Annotated in this window: 5 protein-coding genes; 2 read left to right on the forward strand and 3 right to left on the reverse strand. The window is 66.5% G+C overall.

Annotated elements, in window-relative coordinates; all coding sequences use genetic code 11:
• Positions 1-104: 104 nt before the first annotated feature.
• Positions 105-2093, forward strand: a complete 1989-nt coding sequence (locus tag AC5P8U_RS14590; protein WP_088496413.1) for an alpha/beta hydrolase family protein — start codon at positions 105-107, stop codon at positions 2091-2093.
• 56 nt (positions 2094-2149) lie between these two features.
• Here AC5P8U_RS14590 and AC5P8U_RS14595 read toward each other — a convergent pair whose 3' ends face one another.
• Together AC5P8U_RS14595 and AC5P8U_RS14600 are read right to left on the reverse strand one after the other, a co-directional pair.
• A complete protein-coding gene (locus AC5P8U_RS14595) occupies positions 2150-3904 on the reverse strand; it encodes a peptide MFS transporter (protein WP_438914755.1) in 1755 nt (584 codons plus the stop codon).
• Between the two features lie 75 nt (positions 3905-3979).
• The gene (locus AC5P8U_RS14600) at positions 3980-5128 is read right to left on the reverse strand and encodes an acetyltransferase domain-containing protein (protein WP_447897505.1); all 1149 of its coding nucleotides are present in this window, start codon (positions 5126-5128) and stop codon (positions 3980-3982) included.
• Between the two features lie 200 nt (positions 5129-5328).
• Between AC5P8U_RS14600 and AC5P8U_RS14605 the strand changes: the two genes are divergently transcribed.
• Positions 5329-7293, forward strand: a complete 1965-nt coding sequence (locus tag AC5P8U_RS14605; RefSeq protein WP_072168689.1) for an OPT family oligopeptide transporter — start codon at positions 5329-5331, stop codon at positions 7291-7293.
• A gap of 150 nt (positions 7294-7443) precedes the next feature.
• On the opposite strand, the gene AC5P8U_RS14610 is transcribed toward AC5P8U_RS14605, so the two are convergent.
• Positions 7444-7552: IS3 family transposase (locus AC5P8U_RS14610; RefSeq protein WP_308140878.1), on the reverse strand; the 109-nt coding region annotated here is incomplete at its 5' end.

Below are 7552 nucleotides of genomic sequence, written 5' to 3' on the forward strand. Positions count from 1 at the left end.
GGCACCGGCAACGGTGCCGTCGTCTTTTCCGGCTCTGGCGGGAAAGGCATGGCCCTGCCTAGAATCGGCCACCAGGACAAGGTGTCCACAGGAGCAGGGGAAGGATGCACAAGACGATTCTGGCGGCCGCACTGGCCGTCATCGGGGGCGTTGCCGCAGGCAGCGTGGGGGCGGTGGACCTGACGCAGTACCTGCGCCGGGAGACCTTCACCGACATCAAGATTTCGCCGGGGGGCGAGTACGTAGCGGCAACGGTGCCGAGGGAAGACAGCACCGCGATCGCGATCCTGCGGTTGAAGGACAAGCAGCTGGTCGGCAGTTTCTGGCCACCCAGCCGCAACCACGCGCAGGAATTCGACTGGGTCAGCAACGAACGCCTGTTGATCGGCCTGGCCCAGAAGTGGGGCTCGCTCGACCAACCCAATCCCACCGGCGAACTCTATGCCGTCGACGCCAACGGCAACCGTGGCGAGCTGCTGGTCGGCTATCGCGTCGAAAGCAAGGGCCCGGGGACCCGCATCCAGCCGAAGAAAGTCGAAGCAGTGGCCGCCTTCCTGGCCGACGACCTGCCGGGCGACGAGCGCAACGTGCTGGTGACCGTATGGCCGCTGGCCGAGGACCCGTTCACCCGCGTCGATCGCATGGATGTGACCACCGGCCGCCGTGCGCGGGTGGCATCTTCGCCGGTACGGCGCGGCGAATTCACCACCGATGGCGCCGGCGAGGTCCGCTTCGTGCACGGCTCGGGCAGCGACAACATCAACAAGCTGTATTTCCGCGAACGCAGCGGCGACACCTGGAAGCTGATCAACGACGAGGCGGTCAGCAAGCGCATCGAAACCGCCCTCGGCTTCTCGGCCGATGACAGCCTGGCCTACCTCAACGTCGAGCAGGCCCAGGGCCCGGATGCGATCGTCAGCTGGAACCCGCAGACCGGCGAGCGTGCCACGCTGCTGCGCGACGAGGTGGTCAATCCGTATCGCATCATCCATCGGCCCGGCACCCACGTGCCGGTGGGCGCGCTGTATCTGGGCGATACGCCGCGTACCCGGTTCTTCGACGAGAAGTCGCCGGAGGCGCGCCTGTACCGCAGCCTGGAAGCCGCCTTCGGAGGGCCCGTCTACATCACCTCCAGCACCCGCGATGGCCGTGTCGTGCTGGTGGAAACCTGGTCGGGCTCGAACCCGGGCGATTTCTACGTGTACGACACGGTGGCGCGCAAGGCTGATCACCTGATCAGCCGCAGCGACTGGATCGACGTTGACCGTAGTGCCAGCGTGAAGCCGATTGCACTGAAGGCCCGCGATGGCCTGCCGCTGCATGGCTTCCTGACCCTGCCGGCCGGCAGCGACGGGCGCAACCTGCCGATGGTGGTGATGCCGCATGGCGGCCCGTTCGACATCTTCGATTCCGGCCAGTACGACCGCGAAACGCAGATGCTGGCCGCGGCCGGTTATGCCGTGCTGCAGGTCAACTTCCGTGGTTCGGGCAACTACGGCCGGGCCCACACCCAGGCCGGTGCGCAGCAGTGGGGCGCGGCAATGCAGGACGATGTCACTGATGCCACCCGCTGGGCAATCAGCGAAGGCATCGCCGACGGCCGTCGCATCTGTATCTACGGCGCCAGCTACGGGGCCTACTCGGCGATGATGGGTGCCGCCCGCGAACCCGGGTTGTATCAGTGCGCGGCGGGCTATGTCGGGGTTTACGACCTGCCGATGATGTACACCCGCGGCGACATCCAGGACCGGGGTTCAGGCGTGACCTATCTGCGCGAATGGCTGGGGGATCCGGCCAAGCTGGGTGCGGTGTCGCCGGTGAACCTGGCCGAACGGATCAAGGTGCCGGTGTTCCTGGCCGCCGGTGGCGAGGACAAGCGCGCGCCGATCCAGCACACCGAACGCATGGAAGCGGCGCTCAAGCGCGCCGGCACGCCGGTGGAAAGCCTGTACTACAAGACCGAAGGCCACGGCTTCTACACCGAGGCCCATCGCAGCGAGTACTACGACAAGTTGCTGGCCTTCCTGGCGCGCAGCCTGGGTGGCAAGACCGCGACGGCCGCGCCTGCGACCGGCAAGGACAAGGCGCCCTGAGCTGACAGGGCGGCGGATGAACGTTCCGCCGCCCTGGTTTTCCGCAAGCGCGGGGTTTACTTCACCCCGTGCATCATCTTCTTCAGCAGCGGTGCGGCGATGAAGGCCGCCAGTGCGCAACCCAGGCCGATCCACATCAGCAGCCAGAACAGGTGCGCGTAGGCGCCGGCTGCGGCCACCATGTCCAGCGATTCGCCTTCCGGCACCTCGATCGCGGCCAGTTTGCCGAACAGCGCGGCCAGCGTCTCCGAGAATGCGGTGGCCAGGAACCAGGTGCCCATCATCAGGCTCATCACCCGCGGCACGGCCAGCTGGGTCACTGCCGACAGGCCGACCGGCGACAGGCACATCTCGCCGCTGGCGAGCAGGAAGTAGGCCAGCACCAGCCACCACACGCTGGCCATCTCGCCGGTGGCGCCCACCTGCTGCGCCGCCAGTGCCAGCGGCAAGAACGACAGTGCGCCGATCACCAGGCCCCAGGCCGACTTCACCGGCTTGCCCGGCTCCCAGCCGCGGCGGTCCATCCACGTCCACAGCGCGGCGAACACGGGCGCCAGCAGCACCAGGAACAGGCCGCCGAGATAGGTGAGCGAGCCGGCGGTCTGCGGGATCACCAGGCAGTCGCGCACCAGCAGCACCAGCATCAGCACGACGATGGCGGCGAAGAACGTGCGCGGTGCAGACGAGCCCGGGCGGCGCTCGGACAGCCGCGCGCTGATCACGAAGCCCAGCGGTGCCAGCAGCAGCGAGAGGATCGACCACGGCAGCGGCGTGCCGCCCGTGATCACCAGCGAGGGCACGATGTCCTTGGTCAACAGGCGGTCGGTGAAGGTCACCCACGAGCCGTAGGACTGCTCGTACATGGTGAAGAACACCAGCGCCAGGAAGATCAGTACCATCAGCGCGATCATCTGCTGGCGCTGCACCGGCGTGCACTTGCTGCCGGTGAACCAGGCGAACCAGACCAGCACGCCGCCCAGCACCACCAGCATCAGCATCAGCGCCAGGCTGATTTCACCGCCCAGCGCGAACGCGCCGTTGCCGGCAGCCCACATCAGCCACGCCACCGGCAGCACACCCAGCACCGCGCACAGATAGATGAGCCATTCGCGCGGCAGTCCCAGCACCTTCTGCTTCAGCGCGGCCGGTTGCGGCGGTTCGGCATGGCCCTGCAGGTACTTCTGGCCCCACAGGAACATCGCCAGGCCGGCCAGCATGCCGATGCCGGCAGCACCGAACCCATACTTCCAGCCATAGGCCTCACCGAGGAAGCCACACACCAGCGAAGAGAACAGCGCGCCGAGGTTGATGCCGGCGTAGAACAGCGAGAAGCCCGAGTCGCGACGGGGGTCGTCCTTGGCGTACAGCTTGCCGACGATGGTGGAGATGTTCGGCTTCAGGAAGCCGACGCCCATGATGATCAGCGCCAGGGACAGGTAGGTCACCGCCAGTGCGGAGGTGTCGCGCACCACTTCGCCGTTCACCCGGTACGCGGCGTGGCCCTCGAAGGCCATGCCGAGGTGGCCGAGCACCAGCAGGATGCCGCCGAACAGCACTGCCCGGCGCATGCCCAGCCAGCGGTCGGCCAGCATGCCACCGAACACCGGGATGCAGTACACCAGGCCGCCATAGGCACCGAGCAGGTCCAGGCCGGCCTTGTCGCCGAACAGGTGGTACTTGGTCAGGTACAGCAGCAGCAGCGCCTTCATGCCGTAGAAGGAGAAGCGCTCCCACATTTCAGTGAAGAAGCAGACGTAGACGCCCTTGGGATGGCCCAGGAAATCGTCGGAAGCGATAGCGGTGGAATTCATCGCGGAATTATAGGCCTGTGGCCTGATCCGCTTTCAGTAGATCCACGCCATGGATTGCCGGACTGGCCTGGGCGATCACAGGTATCGCAACCACGGCAGATCGCGCCTTCGCGCCTTGAACCGCGCGAAGGCCTGCGTCGGTGGGTACAGCACCACCGCCAGCACACAGGCCACCAGCAGCAGGCCGGCGACCGAATCCAGCGCGTACAGGTCACCGTGTGTCGGGCCCCAGATTGCCAGCGCGCCCAGGTACAGCCCCTTCAGCACATACAGGTGCAGCAGGTAGAAGAACATCGGCGCAGCGCCGATATCGGCCAGCGGCTGCAGTGCCCGCGCCAGCGGCGGCCATTCGTACAGCCGCAGCAGCAACATTCCCACCCCCAGGGTCAGCAGCAGGAACTGCAAGGACGGCGGGTATTTGGTGACATTGAAGATGCTCAACCACGTGCGCAGCGTAGTGGTCTGGTACGACCAGGGAGCATCCCCATACTGGTTGGCGAACCGCAGCAATGCGAACAGGGCCAGCGCGCCGAAGCCTGTCCACAGCAGCCAGCGCTGGCGCTGCTCCGGCGCGCGCTCGCGGGCGAACCAGGGCCCCATCAGATAACCCAGTGCGATCACCCCGATCCACGGCAGCACCGGATAGGAGGTACGCAGGCGCAGCGCGCCAGCCTCGATCCAGCCGCGCTGATGCAGCACTTTCCACAGCACCGCCAGCAGGCCATCGCCTTGCACCCGCATGCCGTCGAACAGGTTGTGCGCGGCCACCACCGCGATTGCCAGCATCAGCAGGGCCGGGCGTGGCAGCCACAGCAGGCCGGCCAGCGCGATCATGCTCAGCCCGATGGCCCAGATCACCTGCAGGTACAGCGTGTCCGGCGGCAGCTGGAAGGTCCAGGCGAAGTTCACCAGGGTCAGCTCCAGTACCACCAGGAACAGGCCGCGCTTGAGCAGGAACGCGGCCGTGGCCCGGCGCGGATCCGCCTGGCGCTGGCCGTACAGCCAGGCCGACAGGCCGGTCAAGAGGACGAACACGGGTGCGCACAGGTGGGCCAGCAGGCGGCAGGCGAACAGCGCAGGAGAGACTGTCGCTGCATCCATCGGGTCGCTCACCTGGTGCTGCAGGAAGAAGGTCTCGCGCACGTGGTCCAGCAGCATCAGCAGCATCACGGTGCCGCGCAGCTGGTCGATGGAGGCCAGGCGAGGGGAGGGGGAAGGGGGCATGCGATGCAGTAAGAACAAGGTAGCATTAAGATATAACATATCATTTGCGGTGCGCCCATCCGGACTTTGCCGGGTCGGTCGATTGCCGGGCCACGTGTTGGCCCGTTGCGCTGCAGCGCACGCCCCCATCCTTTGGCACGCTGGACTTGATCTGCCCTGAACGCTAGCGTGGCAGGGATTTTTTGCCAGCAGGGGCTTCCATGAACCACGACGCTGCGCCCAAGCAGCTCACCTTCCGCGCAGTGGCCCTGGCCATCGTGCTGGCGGTGGTGCTGTCGGCCGCAAACGCCTACCTCGGCCTGTTCGCAGGCCTGACCATCGCCACCGCCATTCCCGCCGCGGTGATTTCCATGGGCGTGCTGCGCCTGCTGGGCGGTGGCTCCATCCTTGAAAACAACATCGTGCAGACCGGCGCTTCGGCCGGTTCGTCGATCGCCGCCGGCGTGATCTTCACCATCCCGGCGCTGGTGATCATGGGCTACTGGCCGGACTTCAAGTACTGGTGGGTGCTGGGCATCGCCGGCCTGGGCGGCCTGCTGGGCGTGCTGTTCTCGGTGCCGCTGCGCCGTTCGATGATCGTTGAAGACCCGCTGCCGTTCCCGGAAGGCAAGGCGGCGGCGGAAGTGCTCAAGGCCGGTGAGAACCCGGGTCCGGGCCTGAAGATCCTGGGCCTGTCGGCGGTGATCGGCGCCTTCGTCAAGCTGGCCGCGGAAAGCGGCATGCGCCTGATCCCGGACGCCTGGGCCACCTCGGCCTATGTCGGCAGCTCCAAGGTCACCGCCTTCATCGGCACCAACCTGTCGCCTGCACTGCTGGGCGTGGGCTACATCGTCGGCCTCAACGTCGGCATCGTGGTGGTGTCCGGCTCGATCCTGACCTGGCACATCGCCATTCCGATCTACCAGGCGTTCTTCATGAACACCGATCCGGCATTGGCCGCGTCGGTTGCCGCGGCTTCCTCCACCGAGGCCGCGTTCGCCATCTGGGGCGCGAAGATGCGCTACCTGGGCGTTGGTGCGATGCTGATCGGTGGCATCTGGACCCTGATCTCGCTGCGCAAGTCGCTGCTCAACGGCGTCAAGAGCGGCTTCGCCGCGGCCCGCAAGAGTGGCGGCCCGGTGCTGGCGCACACTGAGCGCGACCTGCCGATGAAGTGGATGCTGGTCGCCCTGGTGGCGTTCGTGCTGCCGCTGCTGGCCCTGTATCAGGCCATCGTCGGCCAGTGGCACGTGTCGATCCCGATGACCCTCATCATGATCGTCGCCGGCTTCCTGTTTGTTTCGGTCTCGGCCTACCTGGCCGGCCTGATCGGTTCGTCCAACAACCCGGTCTCGGGCATCACCATCTCGACCATCCTGTTCGCCTCGGCCGTGCTGGTCGTGCTGCTGGGCGCTGACGGCCTCAAGCCGGTCGGTGCCGGCGGTGCACCGCTGGGTGCGGTGGCTGCGATCATGATCGGTGCGGTGGTGTGCTGCGCCGCTGCGGTCGGTGGTGACAACCTGCAGGACCTCAAGGCCGGTTACATCGTCGGTGCCACCCCGTGGAAGCAGCAGCTGATGCTGGGCATCGGTGCGTTCTCGTGCGCGCTGATCATGGCCCCGGTACTGAACCTGCTGGCCACTGCCTACGGCATCGGCGTGAAGTCCGAGCTGCACCCGAACGCGCTGGCTGCGCCGCAGGCCAACCTGATGGCCTCGGTGGCCAAGGGCCTGTTCGGTGGTGAACTGCCGTGGACCTTCATCGGCATCGGTGCTGTGGTCGGTGCTGCCATCATCGCCTTCGACAGCTGGCTGAAGTCACGCAACGCGCGCTTCCGCGTGCCGGTGCTGGCCGCCGCCATCGGCATCTACCTGCCGCTGGAACTGATGGTGCCGATCTTCCTCGGCGGCCTGATCGCCCATCTGGTCGAGCGCTTCCACAAGGTGCGCGCCGATGACGAAGAAGGCCGCGACCGCGTGCACAAGCCGGGCGTGCTGTTTGCCGCCGGCCTGATCACCGGTGAGGCACTGATGGGCATCGCCATCGCGATTCCGATCGTGATCAGCAGCCGTGCCGACGTGCTGGCGGTGCCGTTCCACCTGCCGGGCGCACAGTGGATCGGCCTGGCCGTGCTGTTCCTGGTCGGCTGGCTGATCTACCGCACCGGCAAGTACGCCAAGGCGTAAGGGGCGGGCTCTGACCCTGGGTGCAACGGGTAGTGCCGGCCGCTGGCCGGCAACCACGGAACCTCCAAGGGCCTTGGTGTTGCCGGCCAGCGGCCGGCACTACCGCAAAACCCCGCTTCTGAAGTGACCCCCGAGACTTGGACGGTGGGGTCAGGCGGCTGCTTGGGCCTGTTCCCGGTACTTTACCGGGCTTAGCCCCTTCAATTTCAATCTGATTCGCTCTTGGTTGTAGTACTTGATGTACTCCACCAGCCCGGCC

Source organism: Stenotrophomonas sp. YJH_SMC_81 (genome assembly GCF_059370875.1).